The organism is Microbacterium sp. 2FI (assembly GCF_005502885.1).
Lineage (GTDB): Bacteria > Actinomycetota > Actinomycetes > Actinomycetales > Microbacteriaceae > Microbacterium.
Genome location: NZ_SCMR01000003.1, coordinates 136,059 through 158,234, shown reverse-complemented (window position 1 = coordinate 158,234; position 22,176 = coordinate 136,059). Strand labels below are relative to the sequence as shown.

The following is a 22,176-nucleotide window of genomic DNA, read 5'->3' as shown; positions in this document are numbered from 1 at the left end:
GGTCCTTACTCATCGAGGGATGAACACGCCGTCGAGGTGAACGAACGCGGGCGGGGCGCCGGCCCCGGTCGTCCCGTTCGTCACGATCCCGTCCATGAAGATCTCCCCGGCCGGGTTGATGCGGATCTTCGCCGCCTGACCCTCCGTGGTGGTGTTGCAGATGAACCGCACCGTCTTGGCCGGACTTGCCAGGGGTGGGAGCGCACCGATCTTGTTCCCCGACAGCCACCCGCCTGTCTTCTTCTGGCTCCCGCCGCGGAGCTGCACCCCACCGACGGTGGGGATCCAGGAGAACGGGTAGACCCCGCCACCGTTCTCCGCCGACGACAGGTGGGTGATGTTCGTCCACACCGGCTGCGGCGCATTCGCGAGCAGGTTCATCCACTCCGCCGACAAGGCGTCGTTGAGGCGCCGCACCCACAGGGCTTCACCGATCTGCACGACCGTGCCCACATCGGACAGGTACGAGCGGACCAGGTTGTCCCTCGCGAACGCGCCACCGTTCATGGCCCACACCCGCAGATCGTTCACGACCTGCACCGCGGACGACCCGGCCGTGACCTTCACCAGCGCGAGCGGCTGATCATCCAGCACACCCACGTTCGTGTTGCGCGACGGGAGCGACTGCGACGACCCACCCTCGACGACTGCGAACTCGGATGTCATCGTGCCGCCCCAGGTGCGCCGCATCACGACCATGTCGTAGCGGACCCCGGTTGGCACCGACGCGAACGTGAGCGTCTCGACGTCGTCGGAAGAGTCGAGGATGCCCGGCCCCCAGCCGCCACCGGCCGCGATCGACACCACCCGGGTTCCCGCCGACGGTGTCACCCGCCACGACCCCGACGACGTCACACCGTACCGGCACGAACCGAGACGGTAGATCGCCCGAGCCCACTCGGTCTGGTCGACACTGCCGGCGTATCCGATGCTCGTGATCGTCATCAGCGTCCTCCTTGATCGCGGACACGCCGCGCCAACTGTCCGATCGCGGACCCCAAACGGGAATCCACGTCCACCTCGAGCGACCCGACATGCGGGGTCACGACCAGCCCGTTCTCAGGGGTCTCGTCGAACGTGATCCGGGTGATCACATCCGTCTTCTGCACCATGCCCAGATCGATCTCAAGCCGGGTGCCGAGCACGTACTTGCCGTACCGGAACCACGACGACTCATTCAGCTCGATCGCGACCGATGCCTGACCGGCGCCCGCGGCGAGCGCCTCAGCCCCGTCCGGATCGAGCGGTTCACCGTCAGCCATCCGGGAGTCCTTGAACACCTCGGCAGGCTGCCCCCACGTGGCCTCACGGCCCGTGTCGACGAACTCGGCGAACTCCCGCGCCGTCCCCTCGCCGGAGCCACCGACGACATCACGGGTCACGGTGGGCATGCTGATCTTCCACCGGTACTTCTCGATCAGACCGGTGTCGAACGTCAGCACCCGGGGGAACAGGTCACCCTGAGTGACGTCAACCACGCCGTCCTGGATGGACCAGGTCAGCAAGTCCTGGTCGACGAGCGGCTTCAGCTTGTCGACGAGCGGGTGCATGCGGAACTCCACACGCCGCCCAGGCGTGCCCAGGTTCGCCGACGACGGGATCGACCAGCCCAGGCCGAGCCGGTCGCTCAGATCCGCGCACGCCGCTTTGACGACGGTCTCCGTGTGCCCCGTGTACCGGGCGTACTCGTTCGTCTGTGCGGTGATCGCGGCATCCGGTGTCTGCCACCCCAGCAGGCGGAACAGGCGGAAGTCGTCCTCCACCCGCAGTATCCCTGCGCCCTGCGGCCACTCGCCTTCACGGGACTCGATGACACCGCCCATCAGGTGCGAACCGTCCTCGTACAGGCACCGCAGCCGGTGACCGTCCTGCACCTTCCCCCACACCGGGTCGTCTTCGTCGAACACCAGCTCCGCGAACGACACATCGTTCTGCAGCAACTCGACATGCGACTCGTTCGGCACCAGCTGGCTGACGAACGCGCCCCCGGCCGTCTCCAATGCGAACCCGAGCATCAGAACGCCCGAAAGTACAGCGGGGTCAGCGAGACGGACACGCTGCCCTCCCCCGTTGCCAGCACGTGCAGCGACGTCGTCGCCTTCGCCGGGATCGGCGCGAACCGCTGGAACCCGAGATCCTCGGTCACGTCGACACCGTTCAGCGTCGCCGTGATGTTCCGCGGGTCCGTATCGATCAGCAGGGTCTCCCCCTCGGCGACCGCAAACGGCACATCGATGACCCGCGACCCGACACCGAGCTCGATGTCATCCGCCGGCCCGACGACCGTCCACACCGGGTACGCGTCCACGTCGCCCGGATTCGTGAACGACGCCGTCGTGGGCGAGTTCGATGCGGAGATGTGGAACGGCGGCGAACCTTCCGCGTCGAAGAAGTCGACCTCTTCGACGGCCGACCACGGGCCGGCGCTGATCGGGTCGCCGGACCAGTAGGGCCGGTCGGCTTCGAGGGTCACCCCGTAGATACCGAGACCGCGCGCGTAGGGGTCGAGCGGATGAGTGTGCGGGTCCTCGAAGGTGCCGGTGAGGCGGACACGGCGGACCTGTGTGCCGGCCTGCACTTGCCACTCGCCGTGCCGCGAAGGGTGGATCGTGTTGAAGAACCGATCCTGCAGCACACGCCACTCCTCCGACGACTGCGCCCGAATGCGCAACGGCCAGAAGACCGCCCGCTCAAGTGCTTGCCACCCGCGAGGACGCTTCCCTGGGAACGCCGACGACCGGGACGACCACTTCTCGATCGGCGGGAAGTGGAGCCCCTCGACGCCGTCACGGAGCAGCCTCACGCCCTCCTCGCCGGTACCGAGGTCCCAGGTCGAACCGTCCCAGCCGACCCACACCATCGAGAGGTGCTGCCAGGGAGATGGCCGCGGATCGGGGACTACGACCGGGCGCGCCAGGATAAGGACCATCAGCTACACCCTCTCCGCGTCCGACAGGCGCGTCGCCATCGCCCGACGACGTCGACGCTCGGCGGCCTCGAACAGCTCGTCGGCGGTCGGCGCGTAGATCCCGTGGAACTCGTACCTGTCGCCACCCCGAGCGGTCCCGCCACCAGCCGCGTTGGGTGACGTGGACTGGTACGGGCTGAGCACACCGGTCAGGTCCGGCCTCGCCATACCCGACGTCCACTGCTCCATCACCGCAGACCCGGACTCCTTCAGCCCGGTCCACCCAGCACCAGAGAACGGGCCCCGCTTCGCCGGCGAGTTCGGGAAGAATCCCTGCACCCACGACATCAGCCCACTGACCGCGTCGCCGACCGGGCTGAACATGTCGTTGATGCCATCGATGAAGCCCTGGATGATCGACCGCCCCGACTGGTACAGCCAGTCACCCGCGCCGGCGAAGAACCCGCCGATCCGCCCCGGGAGCGCTCGGAACCAGCCGATGACCTCCTGGGTCGTGTTCCACACCCCCGTGCCGAACTGCCTCACATGGAAGATCGCGAGCCCCAGATTCACACCGATACCGCCGGCGAGATCCGCCACTGCCCGGAGGATGTCGCCGACCGGGCCCGGGATCGCGAGGACCTCCTCCAGGAACTCCGCGAGCGACGTGTCACCGGACAACAGCCCGAACAGAGTCTCAGCGGCCGTGAACCAACCACCGAACCACTGCGTCACCCACAGCGCTGCCGGGGCGAGCTTGTTCGTCAGATCGATCACCGCAGGAAGGGTGTCGGCCATCGACTTGAACAGGTCAGGCAGCAGCGGCAGCACGTCCGTCGCAAGGTCCCTCAACGCCGGCACAGCGTCCTCGAACATCGCGGCGAGCTCCGGGCCATGCTCCTCGACCAGATCAGCGATCGCGGGCAGGACGTCGTCGGCGAGAACGGTGGCGAGCTCGGACGCGATCGGGAGGAACGCGGTGCCGATCTTCGCCTGAAGGTCGTCCCACGTCGCCGCGTTGATGCGGTTCTGGTTCGCGAGCTCGTCGGAGGTGTTCGCGAAGTCGCCCTGCACTTCAGCGGTCTGCTCCATCAGGGCGCCGTAGCGGGCGAGGATCTTCTGTTGCTCGGTGAGCTCGGCGCCGGGCTCCGCGATTCCGTTCGCGTATGCGAACGCCTCGACTGTCGCCGCGGACAGGTCTCTGCCGTATCGGCGCAGGGGCTCGGTCTCGCCGGCAAGTCCGGACTGGAACAGCAGCAGCGCTTCAGCGACGTCGAGGTTCATGACTGACGCGAAGTCGGTCGCTCGTCCGAGGAGCGACTCGAAGGTGCCCGCGACATCGCCACTCTCGCCCGCGATGCTCTTCGCGAACGACGAGAACTGCACGGCGTACTGGTTGAGCTCCCGCTTGCTCAGCCCGAAGGTCTTCGCGCTCGTGTCACCGAGTGCGAGGATCTGGTCGGCGATCGGACCGTACGAGACGTCGACCGCGTTGACCGACTCGTTCAGGTCTGAGGCGATATCGACGGTGCCGATCGCGAACGAGATACCGGCGCGGATACCGGCGCCGATCGCGTAGCCGATCTGCGAGGTGAGCTCCGACGCCAGGTTGCCGAGCGCGGAGCCCAGGAACGACCCGCGGAATACCTCACTGAAGCCGGTCGAGAAGCGTCGCGCACCCGTCCGGCCGGCCTCAGCGAGCTGGTCCCCCGTCCGATCTGCGGCGTCCGCGAGGTTCGCCTGAGCCTGCCGCAGATCGTTCGTGGACCCGCGGGTGTCGTCCTGCGCCTTCTCGAGCTGCCGGTTCGCGGTCGCAAGCCGTTCCTCGGCGCGGATCACCTGCGACGTGTCGTCGCTGTACCGCTCGCGCGCTTCGGCGAGCTGCCGCTCAGCGAGGCGGACCTTGCCTGCGGCGTCCTGCTCCTTCAGCCGGGCGGCAGAGACCAGGCGGGCGGACTTCGAGACGGACTGCTCGAGCTCGCGGGTCGCCTTGTCGGTGAATCCCTTCGACTCCCCCTCGAACGCCTTCCGGAATCCGGTGCCGGTCTCCTTCCCGGAGGCCGTGCCTTCCTTGGACCAGACCGACCGGAACCCCTTCGTCGACGTCTTCGCCGCCGAGTCGGTCTCCTTGGTGACCGCGGTGCGGAACCCCTTGAACGTGGGGACGACCGCGACCGCACCCTGACCGACCTGGGGCATCGACATGCGGGGCTCCTATCGGTCGGCGAACGCAGACCGGCGTTCGAGCTGCGCTTCGAGTTCCGCCCTTCTCTCGGGCGTCACATCGGCGTTCGGGTCCGGCGGCTCCCAGATGTGCGGGAGCTCGATCAGCGGAGCCTTGTCCTTCTTGTGCGAGTTCATGAACCACTCGGCATGCCGGATCGCCGCGAAGTCTGCCAGCGACGCGGTCTCGGTGAACCCGTGGCGGAGCATGTGCGTGTGCGACCCGGACTCCCGACGCAGCTCGAGGATCAGCAGCCACGCCTCGCCGTACGGGATCGACCAGCCGACCTCGTTCACCGAGACCCCGAAGTAGCGGCGGAAGTCGAACGTGAACTCGGGGCGGTGCTCCTCGATCAGTTCGAGGAGCGCTGCGCTTCCCCCACGGAGGCCTGCTGCTTCTCTCGCCACGCCTGGAAGTACGCCATCGCGATCGCGACGCTCTCGAAGATGTCGAGCTCGTCGATCTGCGCGATTGTGTCCTCGTCGCCGATGCCGTCGATGAGGATCAGGAACAGCTCAAGATTGTCCCCTTCGGCGCGGAGCACCTGCTTGAACACGCTCGTCTTGAACCGCATGGGGACGACGAGTAGCCCGTCGCTCGTGACCGCGTGGAACTCCTCGCCGACGACGTAGAACGTCGGGCGGTCCGCGCCAGGATCCTCATCGAAGACGGGGATCGGGTCGCGCTCGGGCTTCGGCTTGGCGGTCTTGGTCTTGCTCATGGTGTGGGTGTCCTTTCGTGGGTGAGGTGTGGGTGGGTGTTGGAGCGGGCGGCGGTGTCACCCACGATCACCGCCGCCCGCCGTCTCTCAGGAGCCGGAGCCGTCCTCGGCGGGGAGGACCCACTCGCCGAAGTGCTTGTTGCCGACGCCCGCGTGGCGCTGGATCTCGAAGATCAGCGCGTTGCCGTTGACCTCGCCACGCGTCGACCGGTCCTCCGTCGACGACTGCAGCTGGATCGACGGGGCGACGCGGCGCCGGATGGCACCGTTCTTGAAGATCTCCTCGGTGAACACCACCCACCGGGTCGAGACGCCGCCGCCGTCGACCTCGGTGTAGCCGTTCACGTCAGGCGCGTCGCCCGCGATGAGTTCGCGCAGCAGATCGTTGAGGATCTCCGCCGCGGTGACCGACAGGGTGACGTCGGCGAGGCCCGAAGGCTCCGAGTAGCCGTCCTGCCAGAACTCGATGGGGTCGCCCGACGCGGCCCACGCGAACTGCGGGCCGCCGTCCTGCTTCAGCAGGCCGAGCTTGCGGAACGCCGGATCGAGGACCAGGTCGTCCGTGGCGCCCTCAGCGGGCGTCGGGATCACTGTCCCGTAGGGTGCGAGGCCGATCGATCCCGTCACCGGGATGCCGACCGCGAGGATGTCGTTGCCGTGTTCGTCGGCAGTCATGCTCATCTCCTTGGATGCGGTCGCCCCGGGTGTGCCGGAGCGGGATTGATGGTGTGGTGGGCGGATGCCCGGTGTGGGTGAAGATCAGATGCCGCGGCCGGCGATCGCGAACGTCGCCGTCGCGTACGCGCGCGCCTTCGGCTGCGACTCCTGCACAAGCACAGGGCTCGTGCGCGAGAGCAGCGCGGCGAACGGATTGGCAGGGTCGCCTGAGGGGATCTGCGACAGCAGCGCGTGCACGATCCGCGCGAGGTCTTTCGCGACCTTCGGGTTCTCCTTCGAGCCCGCGAGCACGGTGAAGCCGAGCGAGGCCTCCGCAGTGATGAACGACGTATCCGTTGCGCCGTCATCGCGGATCACGAGCAGCTTCTCGGGGAGGTCATCGGTGGGTGGCTCGACACGCACCACCTCGACGTCGGCGCACTCTGGTTCAGGACGCTCTGCCAACGCGGTGCGGAACCATTCGAGCAGGTAGAGCTCGAGGTCGTCGTACGCGATCAGCGGGTCGCTCATCGCCGCCCCCTTGCGTTGGCTCGCAGCGCGCGCGCCAGGTTCCCGGTCTTCGACTCGATGAGCATCGTCTTCTTGTCTCGGCCCTCGACGAGCGCGACAGCGCGACGCTGGTACTTCACCCGCACTCGGATGCCATTGCGATACGCCTGGGTGTCTGACGGCGCGGTCGCGCGCGCCGTCGCAGCGATCCGCTGCGCGGCCTCGACGGTGATACGCACGACGCCAGGCGAACGAGACAGCTGCTCGAAGTAGGCGTTGTTGAACTTGACCGGCTGAGCCACGGATCTCGCCTCTCAGCCGAGGGTGTGATCGAGCGGCACCTCACGCCCCGGCCGCCATCCGGTGAACGGGTTCTTCGGCGAAGACGGGAGCTCGTTGACATACAGGGTCAGGTCGCCGGCACGAATCCGGTCTCCGACTTGCACGTCCGCGTCAGGGTCAGTGAGGAACAGTGCCTTCCCGGAACTGATCGCCGATCGAGCGCCGTCGCTGACCGTCGATGACGAGATGTCGTCGACGAACGCCTCAGTCAGCACGAGCGTGTCGGCGTCGCTCCATGCGCCCGGGACTGTCGCGTCGGGGTTGTACGGGTCTGTCATCAGTGGCCGGCGGTCCCGGTAGACGGTGTCGCCGTGCGCGAACGACATACCATCCTCGGCGAGGGCGACCTCATCGAGCCACGACATCACGCACCCCAATTGAGCCTGTACGGCTCCAGAAGCGCCTTCTCCGACTCCAGGAGCGGAACACTCAGCGCGGCCCCGTCCCGGCCCGTGCCGAGTCGCGCAGAGGCCGATCCGACCGACTGCTGCACGAACGCCGACGACGCTGCGCCCCGCTTCGTCAGAGTCACGATCAGCGCCGCGATGTCGGCCACACTCTCGAGCGGGTAGCCGTGGGTCAGGGTGATCTCGATCGAGCCGAGGTCACACGACCAACCGGAGGCAAGAGTCATCACGCCAGTGCGGCGGCTGAACTTCACCCGGGAGGTCACGTCGACCCCGTCGTTCTTGACCAGGGTGACCGCCTCGACCCGCTGAGACGGCAGGAGCAGCGCGACGCCACCCCTGCCGTCCAGCACGAGGGTTTCGGTGATGACGGGCGCGACGTGCCAGCCGCACTCCGAGCGAATCGACTGGGTCGCCGCCTTCATCCAGAAAGCGGCGTCCACAATCGTGTTCGCATCGACGATGAGAGGAATCGTCACGCCCCGTCACCTCCTACTTGTCGGCCGGCTTCGCGGCCTTGTTCTTCGGCTTTCCGCCCTTGAGGCCGGCCCACCACGACGGCTTCTCACCGTCGACGACGGGCTCCGGCTCGCTGGCCGGCGCCGGATCGAGAGCCGACTCCGCGGGCACGGCAGGGACCTCCGCGAGGAGGCCCCGCCGCTTCGCGTCGTCGACGCGGTAGCGAACGCCGCCGATGGTGACCATCGACATGGCGATCAGCTACCGGCGAGCGAGCCCACCACGAGGCGGGACGGCTTCCAGATGACCTGCGCCGCGCGGAGTTCCGCACGCACGTAGGTCATGTTGCGCTGCGCGAAGTCCTTGTGCTGGTTGAACGCCTGCACAGCGAGACCCTCGCGGTCGAGCAGCGCGACCTGGCGCCAGTCGCCGAGGATGAACTGCCCGGGCTCCAGCCGCTCCGAGGTGACGCGGGGACGGCCCCACAGGGTCTGCGGGCCGGTGCCGAACGGGCCCTGCCCGTAGAACCGATCGTTGAGATCCTGCATGAGGTCGATCTCCTCGTCGTCCTCCGGCGAGAGCACGATGCCGGTGACGGTTCCGCCCTGCAGGCGGGTCACCTTCGTGATCGCGCGGCGGGCGGCCTTCACGAGGTCCATCGGGTCGGACGACGCGATCTCCTGCTCCTGGACGCCGGTGGTGTGCAGGATGCCCTTGGGCTGTCCCGACAGGCCGGTGCCGTTGAGGAGGTAGTCCTCGATGACCGAGTCGAGCGAGTACTCGAGCTCGGTCTCCAGGTAGGACGCGAACGCCGGCGCGTCGGCGAGGAGCTGGTTGGTCACCTCGTAGCCGTCGGCGTAAGTGAAGACCTTCGCGTCCTGGAGTTCGGTCGAGATCTCCGACACCGGCTTGAGGGCGTCGTCGTCGGTGGCGGACTCCGCCTCCGGGACGATGTCCGCGTTCCGGGTGACTGCGGTGACCTGCACGTACTCGAAGTTCCCGGCGGTCTGGCCGCGCGAGATCAGGTCGAGCAGGGTGAGCCGCGGACGGTCAACGAGGTCGACCATCGGGACACGGATGTCCTGGATCCGCGCGGTCGTCGTGGTCAGCGCCTTGGCGCTGCGACGGTTCGCGAAGAACTCCTTCATCGTGCCGATGCGGGCCGACTCGATCTTGACCGGCGTGCCCTGTCCGATCGAGCCGCCGGGGAACTTCTTCGCAAAGTCGGCGTACTGCTGCGACTTCGTGAACCGCTCACCGATCGGGACGCTCTTGAAGTCGTCCGGGTTGTCCTCGGCGGAGTCGTCCGACTTGCCGTGTTCGACGAGGTCGGCGAGAGCCTTCTCAGACTTCTCGATCCGCTCGATCTTCGCCTTGAGGTCGGTGGCCTCGGCGGACTTCGCCTCGATCGCCGTGAGTTCCTCGTCGGTGAAGTCGCGGCCCTCGGCCTTCGCCTTCGACTGGATCTCGAGGAGCTCCTTCTGGAGTGCCGCGAGCATCTGCTTGAGATTCATCGGAATCCCTTTCTGCCCCTCTAGAGGGCTTTGGTGATGTTGATGATTCCCAGGTGCTGCTTCGACTGCTCCGTCGTCCGCTCGTCGGCCTTGGCCCCTGCGGGCTCGTCGGTCTTGGCGTTGGCCGGGTCGTCTTCTGTGCCCTGGTCTTCGCCGTCCACGGACTCATCGAGAGCCGCGGCCGGGTCGTCCGCCTTGCGGCGGGCGTCTGTGAGCGCCGCGCGCGCCGCCTCCTGGGCGGACTTCACGGCGAGGATCTCGGTCTCCTGGTTCGCCCCGACCGGGACGATGGAGATCTCGTGGATCTTCAGCTTGCGCAGCTCGTAGTAGCTGACGGTCTTGCCGTCCTCGGTCTTCTCGACCCAGCCGGCCTCGACGATGTCGTACGCGAACGACATCTGCCGAACGCGGCCCTCGCGCATGAGCTTGTAGGTGTACGCCGCGTACGAGTTCTCGAGGTCGAGCTGCCCGTCGACGAGCGCCCCGAAGTCGTCCTCTGCCACCTCGAGCGAGGCCCCGAGATTGAGCATCGGGTCGTCCATGCGATGGCGCCAGTAGATCGGGATGCCCGACCCCTTCGGCCCCCACCGGTCGAGGTCGTCGGCGAACGCGCCCTTGACGACCATGTCGCCGTAGGAGTCCACGTTCCCGAACACCGAGAAGTAGGCCTGGAAGCGGCCCGAGTCCTCGTCGCCAACCGCCTTGACTTCAACGGCGAGCGTCTTCGTGAGCATCGTCATGATGCTTCCCCTTCCGCGAGGAGCTCCCGCTCCGACTGGTCGTTAACGAGCCGCGAGACTGCGGCCGCCCTGGTGATCTCCATCCCCGCCTTGGCCAGGGCCTTCGCGAGTTCGCCATCCCACCGCCCGCGGTCCCACCAGTCGAGGACACCCGCCGCCTTCTGCGACGAGATGACCTGGCGCTGACGCGCCTTGAACTCCGTCAACAGATCTGTCAGCGCCTTCGTGTCTTCGTCCTCGCGGACGGTGACGGGAAGCAGACCGAGATGCGCGATCGGATCGAGGCCAACAGCCGACAGTGACGCCTGCGGCTCGAAACCGGCACGAATCAGCGCCGTCGCCGACGTGATCAGACGCTGGATCTCCTCGGCCGTCTTCGACATCGACCCGCCACCACCGGCCGTCTCGCCGTCCTGCGGCGAGGCCTGACCGCCGACGAGGACGTTCAGCGGAGTGATCAGCTCGTCGGTGCCTTCGAGGTGAGCGAGGTTCAGACGCGATCGCGCCTCCGCGCGAGTAACGACGGGACCGCCGACAGCGGTCGACAGGTAGTCGATCTGCTCGTCGAACGATCCGCGCAACTTCGCCTCGAGGTTCGCCTCGATGTACACCGCGCGACCGCCGGCCATCAGCGGCACGAGCGTCGCGTTGAGTGACTGCTCCCACGCCGCGTAGTACGGGCCGAGGTTCGGACCGTAGAGCATCTCCTTGAACGCCTTGATGTTCGCGAAGGTGCCCTCACGCGCGCCGACGAGCTCAGGCGCGATGTAGTACGCCGAGCACACCTCGATGTCGGCGAGCTTCCGGCCCTCAAGGTCGAGGGTGTCGCGCGGGCGGAACGCGGTGATCTCCTTCAGCGTCATCCCGTCCTCGAGGATGGGCGTGCCGCCCTCCTCGCCGCCGCCCTTCACGAACGACCGCCACGACGTCTTGAACCGGGCGAACGGTCCCTCCTTGAACTCGCCGGCCTCCCTCGGCCGTTCGATGACCATCGGGACCCGCGCGCCGTTCTTCCAGACCGCCCGGCGGTATGCCACCGACTCGGTCTGCTCGTTGAGGATGTCCTGCAGAGTGCGCAGCGGCGACGTGCCGTTCGCACCCTTCTCGGAGTAGCCGACGTCGATGAGGTAGTTCTTTGGGTCGTGATCGGAGGTCTGCCCGTTCTCCCCCGTGATGAGAACCTTCTCGATCCGGCCGAGCCAGTCGGACTTGAACCGGACGCGGCGCGCCGGGATGCGGACGAGCTCCCACCCGTCTGCGTGCTCAACGATCTGCGCGCACCACCGGTCGTTGATCAGACCGTCGATGAGGAGCGACTCCCAGAACCGGTAGGGCGTGATCCCCGGTGCGCGTGTGGGGCGCCGGAGCAGGTCCGCAAGATCACCGGTGCGGATACGGGTGCGGTCGTCGTTCGAGGCACGCTCGAACAGGTGCAGCGGTGTCGACGCAAGCTGCCGGGCGATGAACCCGACGACCTTGCGCACAGACGGCTGGTTCTTCCACGCGGGCCCGTAGCTGTCTGTCGCCCAGTCGCTGAGCGGAACGCCCGGGTCGACGATCTCGATGCCACTGCGGCCGAGGTGCTCGCCGAGATCGCTGAGGGTCTCGAAGTACGCCATCACGCCACCGCCTGCACGTAGTTGACCCGCGACGCGGGGATGAGGACCATGCCGGCGATCGGCTTCGGATCTGTCGAGCTGACATCGACGGCGTCGACGAGCGTCACGAACGACCTCGTCGCGGACTCAAGCACCCCGCGCACAGTCGCGCCGGTCGACGAGATCACGACGGTCTTCCCAGTGAGCAGCTTCAGCTCACGCATCGACTCCCCCTCTCACACGACCAGCAGCTCGTGGTCCTCGTAGGCGCTGACGACGGGCTCTGTGGGGAGCACAGTCTCGACGCCGTACAGCGCGTTCGTCACCGATACGGCCGGCGCGACGTCGACGATCGATGCCTCTCGGTCCCAGACGTCGAGGCCGGCCAGCTTCTTCGTGACCCCACCGGCGATCGCCATGTTGAGGATGGGCTGCGCCCGGTGGCGCACGAGCCGGTCGCGGGTTCGGTCCTTCAGACGACCGGCCGAGTTCAGCATGGTCGTACCACCGAGCTCGACGACCTCCAGGTCAGTCCGCTCCTTGAACTCCTTGATGAAGTCCGACGCCGGGCACCCGCGGGCCTGAACGACGACGTGTGTGATGCCGTTGCGTTCCGCGATCTTCACAGCCTCAGCCACGACCCACAGCATGCCGGCGCGCATGCGGACCACCTCGAGGTGGATCGCGCCGTCCTCGCGGACCCCCGCGACGCTGATGTAGCTCATCGATCGGTTCCACGACGTGTCGACGCCCAGCACCATGTGCGCACCGTCAGGGATCTCCGAGCCGATCGACACCAGGCGGCCGCGGTTGTCGAGCTCAGGCCCGTCCGCGACGCCCTCCCAGGAAGGCCCGTCGATGTACGGGTCGACCATCGAGTCGACCCACTGGCAGAGGATCTCGGTCCGCTTCGTCGCCTCCGGCTCGTCGCCGAGAAGATCCGACCAGATCGACTCAAAGAACATCGGCTTGTAGCCGACGCTCGGGTTGGCCTGCAGGATCCCGTCGATGTCGAGCAGCTTCGCCTTCGGGTCCGCCGACCACTCGAAGATCGCTGTGGCCATGTCGTGGCCGTTCGCGAAGTCCTCCAGCGTCTGCACTCCGGACTCGACGTACCGCTCGAACTCCTCGATCGTCTTGAGCGCGCCCTTGCGGAGCGTGCTCAGCACGACCGACTTCGCATCACCCGCCGAGGAGATGCCCCATAGCTGCGAGTTGAAGATCGCGTTCTTCGTCTTCGACACCGAGCCCCAGACGTCCCACGTCTGCTGCTCACGCATCTCGTCCATCACGACCCGCGCGGCCGACTTCCCGCGGCCGCCCATCCGGGTCGCCGCGCGAGGCTCGTATCGGGCACCGTTGCGGAGACGGAGCGCCTTCGATCCGTTCTTCTTCACCGGCCGGCGGGTCTCGCGCGCCAGGTCGTCGATGACGAACTGTGCGTCGTCCTCGTCCGGGAACGGGTCGCAACGCTTCAGCGCGGCGTCCCATGCCTCCTCGGCCAGGTCCAGGTTCTGCGCGGTCCCGAGGATCAGGAACTCGTGCGCCGGCAGATGATCAGGGAACGACTCCGCGTCCATGAACAGCCACCACAGGGTGAGCACCGTGAGCAGCGTCGTCTTACCGTTCTGCCGCCCGACGAGGATGAAGATCTTCCGGAACCGATAGGTGCCGTCCTCGTTCAGCTCGAGCGCGTGAATCAGCAGCCACTTCTGCCATGGGTACAGCTCGATCCCGAGCACCAGCAGCGCGAACTCGATCACCGAGAAGCCATGCGACGTCTCCGGCGTGAGCTCGCGAAGCGGCTTCGTGAACAGCCTCGGCTCGGTCTTACCCCGTAGCTCGCTCTTGCTTCTCGCGGCGGAGCTTCTCAAGAGGCGACTCCTCCACGATCTTCAGCTCGGGCGGCGATGACAGCTCAGGCGCCGGCGGCTCCTCGACGGCATCTCGACGCACCTTCGGCGCCGGCGCCGGCGGCTCAGCGAGCCGCTGCAGGTCCTTCATCGCCGACTGGTACATCCGCAGCAGGTTCAGCGGCGCCTCGTCCCCCGCCTTGTCCACGCGACGCGCGATATCCCGGGCGAAACCGATCACCATGCCGTCGCCGCTCGCGTCGTCGAGACCCTTGTCTCGGACGAACCGATTGACCTCGACCAGCCGCTGACGAGACGCCATCGAAGCCTCCTCCGGTGGTGGAACCGCGGATCATCCCGGGGGGAGAGGACCGGCGCAGGCGGGAGGTGGTCCGTCGCGCGGGGTCTCCCGAGATGTGACCGCCCCTCCCCCTCAGGGGGCCCCGAAGCCTCCATGCATCGGCGCTAGGACGGCTTCGACGTTTGGTCGCATGGTTGTCGGCCGGTACAGCACGGTGAAGGGTCCGTGGGAAGCGAGCTCGTGGGATGTGACGTTGCTGCTGTCTCCGTAGGCGCGGTACCAGTAGTAGGCGTCAGCGACTCCGCCCATCTGCCAGGCGTGCCCGTGTCTGTCGAGTACGACCGCTGTGGGGTGGAGCTTGTCGAGCATGATCTGCGCTCGGCGTTGCTGACTCCAGTTCATGCTTACTCGGCCCCGAAGGACATGCCTCGGCGTGGTGCCCAATCCTCAGGCGTCTCGTGCTCGACCTCGATGCGGGTCTCCGCCTGGTGTGCGAGTTCGAGTAGGGCGATGGTGCGGAGGGTGTGCTGCGTCTGCCGGTGTCGTCGGACCCATCGGGGTGTGGCCATGGGGTCCTCCGGGTCACCAGGTGCGGCTGAGCATGCCGAGGTTCGGGAGTGGGGCGTCGGCGCCGCGGGCGACGTTGCACTCGGCGTGGGAGTGTCGGAAGTTCGCGGGGTCGTGCTGCAGCTCCGGGTAATCGCGCACCGGGTAGTAGTGGTCGAGGTTGTGCGAGTCCGGGGTGCTGTTCGCGGGGACCGTGTAGTCGACGGCCATGCCGCACAGCCAGCAGTGTGACGAAGCCTTCTCGTGCGAGTCATCGGACTCGGAGAGCCGCCTACCTTCGTCGAAGAACTCGAGGGTGAGCTGCTTCATCCGGCGTGTGGACTTGCGTTGCCCGCTCATGCGCTCTCCACGGTGTGGTCTGTCCATCGGGCGGGAGCACCGTGCCGGTACGCGACCCTCGGGTAGGTCCGCAGTTGACGGTCCGGGCGGACGGCGATCAGCGTGTCGCCGTCCGCGTGATCTACCAGCGACGGCCAGGTGTAGAGCACGCGCGGCCGACCGTGGTGCCGGTAGAACTTCCCGATCCGCGCGTCGTACGGCTCTCGGCGACCCTCCGCCCATCGGAGCATCGGAGCGATGTCAGCGACCGGGAGCACGATCGCGACACCGTGCAGCATCTCCGGGATGCCGATCCACGTCGAGGTGGCATCGTCCGCCGTGCGGATAGCAGCCTGGTTTCGCAGTCGGCGTCGCCCGCTGGGCCCGGTGCCGAGGTACAGGCTCATCGGCCCGTGAGGCTGCGAGGCGATCGCCGCCTCGAGGTGCGCCCTCAGGTCGGGGACGGGGACCGCGTCGTCCTGAACGATGAGGTGATGAGTGGCGCCATCCTCATATGCGCTGATCGCGCGCGCTCCCGTGTCCCACTCGCCGGCGCCACGGTCCCAGACCACGGGCGCGTGGAGATCCTGGGCGAGCCACCACGCGTGGTGCGTTCGGGCCACGTGCGCCATGATCGCGACCGACAGACGGACGTTCACGGCACCTCGTGACCGAACGTCACCCGCAGGTACCGCTTCAGACCCGCGGAATCCTGCCGGCGCTCATACGTCTTCGCCTGCAACATCTGCTGCCGATTCCGTGTCCGGTCGATGCGGGTCGAGTCCGCGGCCGCATGCTCGTGCCACAGGTGGAGCGCGGTGCCCTTAACCCACTCGACGCCACCGCCGAGCGCGTTGCACATGATGATGTGCAGGCTGTCGTCGGAGCCCCACCCGCGCAGCTCAACGAACCCGTTCGTCGCTGTCCACACGCTGCGCGGGACGACGACGATGCCAGACACGTGCTTGTGGAGGACGTAGGGAGCGTACGCCTCGCGGACGTTGTAGATCTGCGGGCGCGGCCACCACGGACCAGCGGGAGTCGCGAGGATCTCGTCGGACGAGTCCTGGTCGAGGTACATGTACGTGTCGTGCGCGATGTGAGTGATGCCCGTGTCGAGCGCGCGGCGCACCGCTTCCTCGAGCACGGCAGGTGCGGTGATGTTGTCGCCATCGTGGACGATCGCGACGTCCCAGTCGCCGGCGTCCCGTGCAGCCTGGTTGATCGCGGCGCCGCGGTTGAACGGGCCCTCGGGCGACTCGCCCTCGACGATCAGCCAGTCACGGTGGTGCCAGGTCAGCCAGTCGCGGGTGAAGCGCCAGAGATCGTCGCGGCGGCCGCGGTCGGCGCGTCGTGGGACGAGGATCACGACTCGCGCCATGAGTGCCTCCAGTGGTGGGCCATGAGCGCGTAGGGCGCCTTCCGGAGCTGTTCGAGGTTGCGCCGGCCGCTCGCGTTGCGGGTGTCGTGAATCCGCTTCGATGCCCGGTTCCAGTGGTACGGGTAGCAGGTCTGCGGAGGCAGTAGGAGGACGTCGTCGCGGCCCTGCAGGTTCCGCGTCGTGACACCCGGCCCGGACTCCCACGCACCATCGGCAAGGCGGTCGACGGCCTCGGCGAGCATGACCGGCAGAACCGGGTGCGCCGCCTCAAACCCGAGGATCGCGTCCGGCACGGTGTTGGCGTCTTCCCACGCCGCGAAGCCTCGGAGCTGCAGCAGTTGGTCGATCGGCCTCCACAGCTCGACGTCGGAGTCGATGTAGACCCCGCCGTGGCGGATTAGTGCCTCGAGGCGAATAAGACCGGCACGCTGCGCACCAGAGGTGCACGCGTCCCAGTGCTGCGCGGCCACGGGGAAGGTGGTCGCGTCGATCGGGTCGCGGTAGGTGATTTGCTCCCACCCCGGGGTGAGGTCGACCGATGCTTGCCACCACGCCTCAGTCTGGTCGTCGGTGACCTGCGGGACGGTGCGGAACAGGATGCGAGGGATCATGCGGCCATGTCCGCAGTGACCATGATGCGCGCGAGCTCGGGCGTGTGGATCGTCGGGACCCACCCGAGCTCGTCGCGAGCTCTCGACGAGTCGCCCACGAGATCGGGGACGTCTGCTGGCCGTTGCTGAGCCTCTGCCGTGCGGACATGGTCAGCCCAGTCGAGGTCGGCCGCAGCGAACGCGTGCTCCGCGAAGTCGCGAACGCTGTAGGAGGTGCCCGTGGCGAGGATGTAGTCGCCGGGGGCGTGCTGCAGGATACGGTGCATGCCGTCGACGTACTCGGGCGCGAAGCCCCAGTCGCGACGTGCATCGAGGTTGCCGAGCGTGACCGTGTCGGCGTCGCCCCGCTTGATCGCGGCGACAGCGAGGCTGATCTTGCGGGTTACGAACCCGGCGCCACGGCGGGGCGACTCGTGATTGAACAGGATGCCGTTCGAGGCATGCAGCCCGTACGCCTCCCGGTAGTTGACGACCGCCCAGTACGCGGCGAGCTTCGCCACCCCGTACGGCGAGCGGGGGTGGAACGGCGTCGACTCGGACTGCGGTGCTGGCGAGATCCCGAACAGCTCCGAGGTCGCAGCCTGGTAGAACCGCGCCTGCGGGGCGATCCGCCGCACGGCCTCAAGCAGGCGAAGCGTCGCGGCGCCCGTCGCGTCGAATGTGGCGATCGGGGACTTGAACGACTCCCCCACATGAGTCTGTGCACCCAGGTGGTAGATCTCGTCGGGCCGGACCTCGTCGACCACCTTGTCGACGGAAGCCGTGTCGGTGAGGTCGCACAGGTGCCGGGTCGGTGTGACCTGCTGGTGCCGGCGGACAGTGCCATGGACGGTGTACCCGCGGTGCTCGAGCAGCTCGGCGAGGTAGGAGCCATCCTGCCCTGTGATGCCGGTGATGAGCGCAGTCGTCATGCCTCAGTCCTCGGTCGGGAGCTCGTTGACCAGCTCGTCGCAGCAGACGACGCCGGGGATGGTCTTCTCGCCGCACATGTCACAGGTCATCGCGGGGCAACCTCCGGGAACGACGAAGCCCCCGCTGTCGCGAGGGCTTCGTAATGCGGACGAGATCGGGCTAGTCGTCGTAGCAGCCCGCGATCGTGAGGGCCTCGTCGATGTAGGAGAGCAGCTTCGGGTCGTCGGGAGCGACGTCGAACATCTCCTGCAGCGCAGCGCAGTCGCCTTCGGCGGTCTCCTCGTCGACGATCCGCTGGTATTCGGTGGCGTAGTTGTCCCATTCGACCGTGGTGCGCTCAGGCTCGGCGGGGGTGGTCTCGGCGGGTGTGGTCTCGGCCGGCGCTGTTGGCGTTCCAGCCGAGCACCCGGTGAGAAACAGCCCGGCGAGCAGGATCGGAGCGAGTCGGCGCATGGACCTGATCCTAGGGACCTAGGGCGGCGCGCCGCGAGGGGCTCTGGCGGCGGTGGCCGGGCCGGGACCTGGGGAAGTCCGCGCGGCCCGGCCACTGCCCTTCACGAGGACGGTGCCGCGGGACCGGACGGCACGATCACACCGGATGAGAGGGGCGGTGTGTCAGCCTGCCCGGTCGCGGGGCCTTTGGCCCTCTCGCGACACCTGTCTGATCTTGAATGTAGGGGCGGCAAGCGGGAGCGGCCAAACGTTGGGTCTACGGCGTGTCTCGTTGGCCTTGAGCGGCCGCCTCGCGGGCGATCTGCGCTCGTAGGCGTTGTTGGTGCACTGGGTCGTTGCGGAGCCTCTGGCGGAACCAGGCTTGCAGGACGGTCTTCTCGACGACGCGGACGTTCTGGCCGTCGCGGGTCTCCCAGCCCATCGGCATGCCGCGGAGTCGCCAGTAGCGGATCGTTCGGGGTGAACGTCCGACGAGGGCGGCGGCCTGCCGATAGGTGAGCTTGGTCATGCGTTGGCGACCTCCAGGAGGACGTCGACGTGGCACTCCTGGTCCAGATGGCACCAGCAGCCGAGTGAGAGGCCTCGCAGTTCTCGCTTCACCTCGGCGACGGTGAACTGCAGCCGTCCCTCGTCCAGCGCCCGACGGAACATCGCGACCGACTGGGAGCGTGTGATGTTGCCGCCGTTCTCGGGTGTGCCGATGATGAACGGATTCCCGTACCGGTGGGGGCGGGCGCATGAGATAGCACCTTCGGGCAGCTTCCATCCCCGTTTCCGGGAGAGGACGATCCGTGTCGGGTCGACATCGAACATCGTTGGACGCAAGGTCTCGGGCAATAGCGGGGTGACTCGCACACCTTCGTCGAACATCCAGCGCACCATCGACGTGAGCGACACGTTCGTCGGAGGCTTGGTCGCCGCGTGCATGAGCCGGTAGAGGCGGTCGAACTCTGGTCCGCGCTCGTCATCGATCAAGCTCCGACCCCGTTCGTGGGGGTGGTGTCTTCGGTGGGGACGACTGTGGGGGGTTCGGACACCTGACGACGGGCGGCTCGGGCGGCTTCGAGAGCAGCCCGCGTGCTCGGAGCGCCACCCATGATGTCGGGGTGCGCCCAGAATGCTTCACATGCCGCGCTAACCTGCGCGTCGGTGATCGGTGCCTGACGACGGAACCCAGCAGCGAGGATCTCGTCCGTGAGGATGCCGATGTCGTTCTCGTCCCAGTCCTCAGGCACCTGGTCGAACAGCAGGTGAATCAGCGCCGCCCGGTCTTCGTCTGTGGGGGACTCCACGCTTGCATTTGGAGCGTCGGAATGAAACTCCAACCCAGACACGCTTTCACTTGGAGCGTGCGTCGGGGACGCCACACCAGCAGACAGGCGCGCGACCTCGCGCTCGGCTTTCTCGGCCCGCTTCACCCCGTCGAGGTGGATCGGGTGACACTCCGAGAACAGGCGCTTCCACTCGTCACGGTCAGCGGTGAGGGCTTTGTGAGCGTCGATCAGGGCCTTCATGGGGGCGACCAGATGGTAGCCGCCCCTGAACCCGCGCTTGCGGAACTCGGCCAGTTGCTTCCTGGCTTCGGTGAGTGCATCACTCATGACTGTCCTACCTCTCGTCCAACACCACTCCGATGCCCACACGGGCACTGACAATGAACCGACTCGCACGCCTCATGCCGACCATCCGCGCACACCGACGACAGCACCACCTGCGGCGTCGGTGCCGGCGCCGGGTCGTGCTGCACCTCGTACGTCTCCCCACAGGTGCGGCACTTGCCCACCCTGATCGGCTTCGGCGAGCCATTCGGATTCGACACCCACCCGAAGACGACCTGCCGCGCCCCGCAGGTGCGGCACAGATCAAGCTGCCGTCGCGGCCGCGGGAACACCCCGTACCGGCCGCGGAGGTGGCGGATCTCGGTGAACATCTCGTTCATGTGCTCGTCGAGCTCGGCGACGTCGCGGACCCGGTCGGCGTGGTCGATCAGCCACCCGATCGTGGTGAGCGCGACCGACCTCGCCGACAGCGGATCCGGGTTGGGCTTGTCATCGAGCGCCGGCGCCGGCCGGTCAGGGATTATCCACTCGGCGACCGCCCGCGTGTACTCGACGAGCCACCACCACAGATCCTTCGCATCCTGCGCGGCCGCATCCCCGGGGATCTCGTCCGGGATGTTGTCGAAGTACCCGCCGCCGGAGATCTGGATCTTGTCGAACCGTGACCCGCCCCGTGACACCGGGATGCTCGGGAACGTCATCCACACGATCACCTCGATCAGCGGTGGGACGACGTCAAGATGCCACTCGAACGCGCGATGCCACTCACGGGCAGCGTGCTCGGTACTGAAGGTCAGCTGCTCCAGGTTCGTCATGCCGCCTCGACCTCCGGCAGATCGACGCTGAGGATCGCGCGTGCACGCTCGGCGAGGACCATGTTGACGATCCCCCGCCCACGGCCCCGCGAGTGGATCATCTTGCGGACGATCGGGAACGTCAGCCCCGACCTCTCCGCGATTGCATCGATCGAGACGCCAGCGTGCACCAGGTCGCGGATGTGCGCCTGCACGGGGCTGGCGTCGACGAGCACCTTCGCCGGGATGCCGGCTGCGCGACGTCGGGCCCGCTCCGCTTCGAGTGATGCGTCAGCGCACGACGGCTTCGACGGGCAGGCTGTGCGGCTTCTGCATCCGAGCTGGTAGCCGTACGCGGTCCCGTGGAACTCGCGTGCGCCCTCCGCGCGGCGCCGCTTCACATAGTCGCGGTGGTACTGCCTGTGTGCCTCGGCACACTCCGGGAGTCGACATCCGCGGGCGTAGCAGGCGTTCGTGCCGTGCGGTTGCAGCTGCTCGGAGTCCCACCTCGACCGGGCAGTGGTGTGAGCCGGCAACCCGAGTTCGCGGCGCAGCGTGCCTACGTGGTTCTTCGAGATTCCGAGGCGTTCCGCGATCGCCACATCGTTCAATCCCTCGGCGTGCGCCGCGGCAACGCCCGGGCGGTGGTCACGTCGCGGCTGACGTGGCGGGCGCTCCTTCCTCGGCCGCCGCTTCCGGTTCGCCGGCAACCCGAGTTCGCGGCGCAGCTGCCCCGCATACGCCGGGGCAAGGCCCACCTCGGCGGCGATCTCCTTGTCGCTGAGCCCCTCGGCATGCAGTCTGGCGACGTCGTCGTGCCGGTCGACGCGAATGCGCGGCGCGCGCGGTGTGCGCTCCTTTCGAGGTAGAGCGTTCGGCAGCAGTCCGAGGTTCCGGCGGAGCGACGCGACGTACGGTTGAGAGATCCCCAGCTCGTGAGCGATCTGCCGGTCCACCATCCGCGTGGCGTGGAGCCGGGCGACCTCAGGGCCGAGCCTGTCAATCGCAAGCACCCGCGGCTCCCGCGGCGCGCGGACCCTCGTCGGGCGCTCCTCGACGCGCTGCCTGGCACGCTCAGCCCGCGCCGCGGTCCGGTCCCGCTCGACGGCATCGGCGCGCAGCGCAACATCCTCAGCGTCGATCTCGGCCAGACTCATGCCTGCGTCGATCTTCTTCCGGAAGGAATAGTCGCCCTGGTATCGGCGGTACACGTCGCGGCACGCGATCAGACCGCCGCAGACGGACCCGTGGCAGCCCTGACGGTAGCCGTCGACGGTGCCGTGTGGGAAGTCGATCGCATACAGGTCGCCTGTTCGGCTCATACCTCTGCCCTCCTGCAGCTCTTCT

At 67.5% G+C, this 22,176-nt stretch carries 29 protein-coding genes; all 29 read right to left on the bottom strand.

From position 1 onward, the window contains the following. Nucleotides 1-9: 9 nt before the first annotated feature. On the bottom strand, nt 10-945 hold the full coding sequence (locus tag FFS15_RS04805) for a hypothetical protein (protein WP_137843866.1): 936 nt from the start codon (nt 943-945) through the stop codon (nt 10-12). Next, the gene (locus FFS15_RS04800; RefSeq protein ID WP_137843865.1) at nt 945-2,015 is read right to left on the bottom strand and encodes a hypothetical protein; all 1,071 of its coding nucleotides are present in this window, start codon (nt 2,013-2,015) and stop codon (nt 945-947) included. Before FFS15_RS04800 ends, FFS15_RS04805 begins: the two co-directional genes overlap by 1 nt. Then, a complete protein-coding gene (locus FFS15_RS04795) occupies nt 2,015-2,929 on the bottom strand; it encodes a hypothetical protein (RefSeq protein WP_137843864.1) in 915 nt (304 codons plus the stop codon). The genes FFS15_RS04800 and FFS15_RS04795 overlap by 1 nt, the downstream gene beginning before the upstream one ends. Nucleotides 2,930-2,932: 3 nt before the next feature. Further along, nucleotides 2,933-5,113, bottom strand: a complete 2,181-nt coding sequence (locus FFS15_RS04790) for a hypothetical protein (RefSeq protein ID WP_137843863.1) — start codon at nt 5,111-5,113, stop codon at nt 2,933-2,935. A gap of 9 nt (nt 5,114-5,122) precedes the next feature. Continuing rightward, nucleotides 5,123-5,539, bottom strand: coding sequence for a hypothetical protein (locus FFS15_RS04785; RefSeq protein ID WP_137843862.1), 417 nt, complete (start codon nt 5,537-5,539; stop codon nt 5,123-5,125). Continuing rightward, complete coding sequence (locus FFS15_RS04780; protein WP_137843861.1) at nt 5,485-5,853, bottom strand: hypothetical protein; 369 nt, start codon at nt 5,851-5,853, stop codon at nt 5,485-5,487. The genes FFS15_RS04785 and FFS15_RS04780 overlap by 55 nt, the downstream gene beginning before the upstream one ends. An 87-nt stretch (nt 5,854-5,940) precedes the next feature. Next, a complete protein-coding gene (locus FFS15_RS04775) occupies nt 5,941-6,528 on the bottom strand; it encodes a hypothetical protein (protein WP_137843860.1) in 588 nt (195 codons plus the stop codon). Nucleotides 6,529-6,612: 84 nt separating this feature from the next. Continuing rightward, nucleotides 6,613-7,041: a hypothetical protein gene (locus FFS15_RS04770; protein ID WP_137843859.1), complete on the bottom strand. Its 429-nt coding sequence runs from the start codon at nt 7,039-7,041 to the stop codon at nt 6,613-6,615. Further along, a complete protein-coding gene (locus tag FFS15_RS04765; protein ID WP_137843858.1) occupies nt 7,038-7,322 on the bottom strand; it encodes an HK97 gp10 family phage protein in 285 nt (94 codons plus the stop codon). The genes FFS15_RS04770 and FFS15_RS04765 overlap by 4 nt, the downstream gene beginning before the upstream one ends. A 12-nt stretch (nt 7,323-7,334) precedes the next feature. Further along, nucleotides 7,335-7,727: a hypothetical protein gene (locus FFS15_RS04760; protein ID WP_137843857.1), complete on the bottom strand. Its 393-nt coding sequence runs from the start codon at nt 7,725-7,727 to the stop codon at nt 7,335-7,337. Next, entirely contained in the window at nt 7,727-8,248 is a 522-nt protein-coding gene (locus FFS15_RS04755; protein WP_137843856.1) for a hypothetical protein, read from the bottom strand. The genes FFS15_RS04760 and FFS15_RS04755 overlap by 1 nt, the downstream gene beginning before the upstream one ends. Before the next feature lie 13 nt (nt 8,249-8,261). Beyond that, entirely contained in the window at nt 8,262-8,480 is a 219-nt protein-coding gene (locus tag FFS15_RS04750; protein WP_137843855.1) for a hypothetical protein, read from the bottom strand. A gap of 5 nt (nt 8,481-8,485) precedes the next feature. Next, nucleotides 8,486-9,742 carry a phage major capsid protein gene (locus FFS15_RS04745; RefSeq protein WP_137843854.1) on the bottom strand — a complete coding sequence of 419 codons (1,257 nt, stop codon included), beginning with the start codon at nt 9,740-9,742 and terminating at the stop codon, nt 8,486-8,488. A gap of 20 nt (nt 9,743-9,762) precedes the next feature. After that, nucleotides 9,763-10,482: an HK97 family phage prohead protease gene (locus FFS15_RS04740; RefSeq protein WP_137843853.1), complete on the bottom strand. Its 720-nt coding sequence runs from the start codon at nt 10,480-10,482 to the stop codon at nt 9,763-9,765. Further along, a complete protein-coding gene (locus tag FFS15_RS04735) occupies nt 10,479-12,101 on the bottom strand; it encodes a phage portal protein (RefSeq protein WP_137843852.1) in 1,623 nt (540 codons plus the stop codon). The genes FFS15_RS04740 and FFS15_RS04735 overlap by 4 nt, the downstream gene beginning before the upstream one ends. Further along, a complete protein-coding gene (locus FFS15_RS04730; protein ID WP_137843851.1) occupies nt 12,101-12,304 on the bottom strand; it encodes a hypothetical protein in 204 nt (67 codons plus the stop codon). The genes FFS15_RS04735 and FFS15_RS04730 overlap by 1 nt, the downstream gene beginning before the upstream one ends. Before the next feature lie 12 nt (nt 12,305-12,316). After that, on the bottom strand, nt 12,317-13,843 hold the full coding sequence (locus FFS15_RS04725; RefSeq protein WP_137843850.1) for a terminase: 1,527 nt from the start codon (nt 13,841-13,843) through the stop codon (nt 12,317-12,319). A gap of 67 nt (nt 13,844-13,910) precedes the next feature. After that, nucleotides 13,911-14,255, bottom strand: coding sequence for a hypothetical protein (locus FFS15_RS04720; RefSeq protein ID WP_137843849.1), 345 nt, complete (start codon nt 14,253-14,255; stop codon nt 13,911-13,913). A gap of 561 nt (nt 14,256-14,816) precedes the next feature. Next, nucleotides 14,817-15,140 (bottom strand): hypothetical protein, encoded by a 324-nt coding sequence (locus tag FFS15_RS04715; protein ID WP_137843848.1) that lies wholly within the window; start codon nt 15,138-15,140, stop codon nt 14,817-14,819. Then, on the bottom strand, nt 15,137-15,778 hold the full coding sequence (locus FFS15_RS04710; RefSeq protein ID WP_137843847.1) for a hypothetical protein: 642 nt from the start codon (nt 15,776-15,778) through the stop codon (nt 15,137-15,139). Before FFS15_RS04710 ends, FFS15_RS04715 begins: the two co-directional genes overlap by 4 nt. Next, nucleotides 15,775-16,500, bottom strand: coding sequence for a glycosyltransferase (locus FFS15_RS04705; protein WP_137843846.1), 726 nt, complete (start codon nt 16,498-16,500; stop codon nt 15,775-15,777). Before FFS15_RS04705 ends, FFS15_RS04710 begins: the two co-directional genes overlap by 4 nt. Beyond that, the gene (locus FFS15_RS04700; RefSeq protein WP_137843845.1) at nt 16,485-17,111 is read right to left on the bottom strand and encodes a glycosyltransferase; all 627 of its coding nucleotides are present in this window, start codon (nt 17,109-17,111) and stop codon (nt 16,485-16,487) included. The genes FFS15_RS04705 and FFS15_RS04700 overlap by 16 nt, the downstream gene beginning before the upstream one ends. Continuing rightward, nucleotides 17,108-18,022, bottom strand: coding sequence for a GDP-mannose 4,6-dehydratase (locus tag FFS15_RS04695; RefSeq protein WP_137843844.1), 915 nt, complete (start codon nt 18,020-18,022; stop codon nt 17,108-17,110). The genes FFS15_RS04700 and FFS15_RS04695 overlap by 4 nt, the downstream gene beginning before the upstream one ends. A 160-nt stretch (nt 18,023-18,182) precedes the next feature. After that, nucleotides 18,183-18,476, bottom strand: a complete 294-nt coding sequence (locus tag FFS15_RS04690) for a hypothetical protein (protein WP_137843843.1) — start codon at nt 18,474-18,476, stop codon at nt 18,183-18,185. A gap of 256 nt (nt 18,477-18,732) precedes the next feature. Further along, the gene (locus FFS15_RS04685; RefSeq protein ID WP_137843842.1) at nt 18,733-18,984 is read right to left on the bottom strand and encodes a hypothetical protein; all 252 of its coding nucleotides are present in this window, start codon (nt 18,982-18,984) and stop codon (nt 18,733-18,735) included. Next, on the bottom strand, nt 18,981-19,451 hold the full coding sequence (locus FFS15_RS04680) for a DUF4326 domain-containing protein (protein ID WP_212743108.1): 471 nt from the start codon (nt 19,449-19,451) through the stop codon (nt 18,981-18,983). Before FFS15_RS04680 ends, FFS15_RS04685 begins: the two co-directional genes overlap by 4 nt. Next, on the bottom strand, nt 19,448-20,077 hold the full coding sequence (locus tag FFS15_RS04675) for a hypothetical protein (RefSeq protein ID WP_137843841.1): 630 nt from the start codon (nt 20,075-20,077) through the stop codon (nt 19,448-19,450). The genes FFS15_RS04680 and FFS15_RS04675 overlap by 4 nt, the downstream gene beginning before the upstream one ends. Beyond that, nucleotides 20,074-20,850, bottom strand: a complete 777-nt coding sequence (locus FFS15_RS04670; protein WP_137843840.1) for a hypothetical protein — start codon at nt 20,848-20,850, stop codon at nt 20,074-20,076. Before FFS15_RS04670 ends, FFS15_RS04675 begins: the two co-directional genes overlap by 4 nt. Then, on the bottom strand, nt 20,847-22,151 hold the full coding sequence (locus FFS15_RS04665) for a hypothetical protein (RefSeq protein ID WP_137843839.1): 1,305 nt from the start codon (nt 22,149-22,151) through the stop codon (nt 20,847-20,849). Before FFS15_RS04665 ends, FFS15_RS04670 begins: the two co-directional genes overlap by 4 nt. Nucleotides 22,152-22,176 lie beyond the last annotated feature (25 nt).

Coding starts and splice junctions, on each gene's coding strand:
- FFS15_RS04805 (WP_137843866.1), bottom strand. CDS start 945: ATGACGATCACGAGCATCGGATACGCCGGCAGTGTCGACCAGACCGAG.
- FFS15_RS04800 (WP_137843865.1), bottom strand. CDS start 2,015: ATGCTCGGGTTCGCATTGGAGACGGCCGGGGGCGCGTTCGTCAGCCAG.
- FFS15_RS04795 (WP_137843864.1), bottom strand. CDS start 2,929: ATGGTCCTTATCCTGGCGCGCCCGGTCGTAGTCCCCGATCCGCGGCCA.
- FFS15_RS04790 (WP_137843863.1), bottom strand. CDS start 5,113: ATGTCGATGCCCCAGGTCGGTCAGGGTGCGGTCGCGGTCGTCCCCACG.
- FFS15_RS04780 (WP_137843861.1), bottom strand. CDS start 5,853: ATGAGCAAGACCAAGACCGCCAAGCCGAAGCCCGAGCGCGACCCGATC.
- FFS15_RS04775 (WP_137843860.1), bottom strand. CDS start 6,528: ATGACTGCCGACGAACACGGCAACGACATCCTCGCGGTCGGCATCCCG.
- FFS15_RS04770 (WP_137843859.1), bottom strand. CDS start 7,041: ATGAGCGACCCGCTGATCGCGTACGACGACCTCGAGCTCTACCTGCTC.
- FFS15_RS04760 (WP_137843857.1), bottom strand. CDS start 7,727: ATGTCGTGGCTCGATGAGGTCGCCCTCGCCGAGGATGGTATGTCGTTC.
- FFS15_RS04750 (WP_137843855.1), bottom strand. CDS start 8,480: ATGTCGATGGTCACCATCGGCGGCGTTCGCTACCGCGTCGACGACGCG.
- FFS15_RS04745 (WP_137843854.1), bottom strand. CDS start 9,742: ATGAATCTCAAGCAGATGCTCGCGGCACTCCAGAAGGAGCTCCTCGAG.
- FFS15_RS04740 (WP_137843853.1), bottom strand. CDS start 10,482: ATGACGATGCTCACGAAGACGCTCGCCGTTGAAGTCAAGGCGGTTGGC.
- FFS15_RS04735 (WP_137843852.1), bottom strand. CDS start 12,101: ATGGCGTACTTCGAGACCCTCAGCGATCTCGGCGAGCACCTCGGCCGC.
- FFS15_RS04730 (WP_137843851.1), bottom strand. CDS start 12,304: ATGCGTGAGCTGAAGCTGCTCACTGGGAAGACCGTCGTGATCTCGTCG.
- FFS15_RS04720 (WP_137843849.1), bottom strand. CDS start 14,255: ATGGCGTCTCGTCAGCGGCTGGTCGAGGTCAATCGGTTCGTCCGAGAC.
- FFS15_RS04715 (WP_137843848.1), bottom strand. CDS start 15,140: ATGAGCGGGCAACGCAAGTCCACACGCCGGATGAAGCAGCTCACCCTC.
- FFS15_RS04705 (WP_137843846.1), bottom strand. CDS start 16,500: ATGGCGCGAGTCGTGATCCTCGTCCCACGACGCGCCGACCGCGGCCGC.
- FFS15_RS04700 (WP_137843845.1), bottom strand. CDS start 17,111: ATGATCCCTCGCATCCTGTTCCGCACCGTCCCGCAGGTCACCGACGAC.
- FFS15_RS04695 (WP_137843844.1), bottom strand. CDS start 18,022: ATGACGACTGCGCTCATCACCGGCATCACAGGGCAGGATGGCTCCTAC.
- FFS15_RS04690 (WP_137843843.1), bottom strand. CDS start 18,476: ATGCGCCGACTCGCTCCGATCCTGCTCGCCGGGCTGTTTCTCACCGGG.
- FFS15_RS04685 (WP_137843842.1), bottom strand. CDS start 18,984: ATGACCAAGCTCACCTATCGGCAGGCCGCCGCCCTCGTCGGACGTTCA.
- FFS15_RS04675 (WP_137843841.1), bottom strand. CDS start 20,077: ATGAGTGATGCACTCACCGAAGCCAGGAAGCAACTGGCCGAGTTCCGC.
- FFS15_RS04670 (WP_137843840.1), bottom strand. CDS start 20,850: ATGACGAACCTGGAGCAGCTGACCTTCAGTACCGAGCACGCTGCCCGT.
- FFS15_RS04665 (WP_137843839.1), bottom strand. CDS start 22,151: ATGAGCCGAACAGGCGACCTGTATGCGATCGACTTCCCACACGGCACC.